This window comes from Parvibaculum sp. (genome assembly GCF_049672805.1).
Classification (GTDB): domain Bacteria; phylum Pseudomonadota; class Alphaproteobacteria; order Parvibaculales; family Parvibaculaceae; genus Parvibaculum.
Genome location: NZ_JBATWS010000415.1, coordinates 1 through 1,800, shown reverse-complemented (window position 1 = coordinate 1,800; position 1,800 = coordinate 1). Strand labels below are relative to the sequence as shown.

Sequence of the window (1,800 nt, the reverse complement as noted above, 5' to 3'; positions counted from 1 at the left end):
TGATGTTTCTCCCGATTGTTTATGCGTTTGTTGTTATGGACGCGCTGGCTCGCGTATTTGGCTGGCAGAATCTCTCACTCACCGGGACGCAGTTGCCATCCGGCGTTCCAGATAAGTTCCGTAGAGCGAGAGCGGCCAACAAAGGAGGAAATACAGAAGTCCGACGACACCGAAGACGAGCAACGGCTTGAAGGTCTGGTTGGAGACGATGTTCCCGGACCGCGTCAATTCCGTGAAGCCGACGATGGCGGCGAGAGAGGTGCCCTTGATCAGCTGAACGAGAAAACCAACCGTTGCCGGCAGAGAGATGCGGATGGCCTGCGGCAGGATCACGTCCTTCATCCGCGTGACGTAATGCAGGCTCAGCGCCTTGGCCGCTTCGGTCTGGCCACGCGGAACGGCCTCGATCGAGCCGCGCCAGATCTCGCCGAGAAAGGCACTGGCGTGCAGCGTGAAACCGATTGCAACGGCAATCCACGCATCGAGCTTGAAGCCGATCAGTGCCAGTCCGTAGTAGACAACGAAGAGTTGCATCAGCAACGGGGTGCCCTGGAACAGGGCAATGTAGCCGGCGGCGCTGCGCTCCAGCGGCCCGATGCCGGACGTGCGCATCAACGCCACAGCGAGGCCGAAAATGCCACCGCCGACAAAGCCCACCGCAGAGAGTAGCACAGTCCATTCGAGGCCAGTGAGCAGAAAGAGGAATGTATCCCAGTTCATGGTTTCCTCACTTCACCGGATAACTGAAGTAGTGGTTAGATATCAGCGCGAAGAAGCGCATGATCATCCAGGAAATAACGAGATAAAAAAGCGTGATCGTGCCATAAACCTCAAAACTGCGGAAGCTTTCGGCTTCAATGCGCTGCGCCACAGATGTCAGCTCATAGGCCGCGATCGCGGAGGCGACACTGGTCGTCAGCGTCAGCAGCACGAACTGGCTCGTGAGTGAGGGAAAGATCGCACGCAGCGCAGGCTTGAGGACGATGAGACGAAAGATCTGCCCCTTGTGCAGACCGAGCGCCAGGCCCGCCTCGATCTGTCCTTTGCCAATCGACTGCACGCCGCCGCGGATGATTTCGATGGCATAAGCGCCGCCGTTGATACCAAGCGCAATGATGGCCGTCGGAGTTGGATCGAGCCGGATGCCAATCATGGGCAAGGCAAAATAAACAAAGAATATCTGCACCAAAAATGGCGTATTGCGAACAATCTCGACAAACGCCTTCACCAGCCACCGCGCCGGGGCGAAGGCGGAGTCGCGCAGGATGAGGCCGCCGATGCCGATAACGATTGCAAGCGCCATTCCTCCAAAAGCCAGGCCAAATGTGCCCAGACATGCCAAAAGAAGATCTGGAAGACCTTCGATGACCGGCGCAAAATCAAAAGTATAGTTCATCGCCTCTCCTTGAGCGGCCATTCTGCCAGACTGATCCACCTGACATTCTATTTGCAGCGGTTGCCCATATCGCTTGGGTCTTGTTATTGATCTGTCAATTAGCAGGTGCGTGGTGGCAGCCGTATCTGGTCACCGAAGTCGATGATGAAGAGAGAATCCGCTTCGTCTTCGGATCAAGTATTTTCTTATGATGTTCCAATCATAAACAGCTGTTCTGAGCTGTAGGTGCGACACCAAAGCAATTTACTGTCGTGTCGCGAGTGATCTCGCGCGATATTCTTCTCCTCCATAGTCGATGGAGAGTAGCGCTAACGCCACAACGTTAATTCACGACGCTGGAGGCCGACAGCCTCTTTGTCTTTGCGCTGGGCGCTGCGATGTCTTCTTAAGTGTCGAGACTAACC

The 1,800-nt window shown here is 55.6% G+C and carries 2 protein-coding genes; both read right to left on the bottom strand.

Annotation, left to right across the window (positions count from 1 at the left end; all coding sequences use genetic code 11):
- Nucleotides 1-78: 78 nt before the first annotated feature.
- Nucleotides 79-720: an amino acid ABC transporter permease gene (locus WBF74_RS12880; RefSeq protein WP_424440543.1), complete on the bottom strand. Its 642-nt coding sequence runs from the start codon at nt 718-720 to the stop codon at nt 79-81.
- Between the two features lie 7 nt (nt 721-727).
- Nucleotides 728-1,396: an amino acid ABC transporter permease gene (locus WBF74_RS12875; RefSeq protein WP_424440541.1), complete on the bottom strand. Its 669-nt coding sequence runs from the start codon at nt 1,394-1,396 to the stop codon at nt 728-730.
- Nucleotides 1,397-1,800 lie beyond the last annotated feature (404 nt).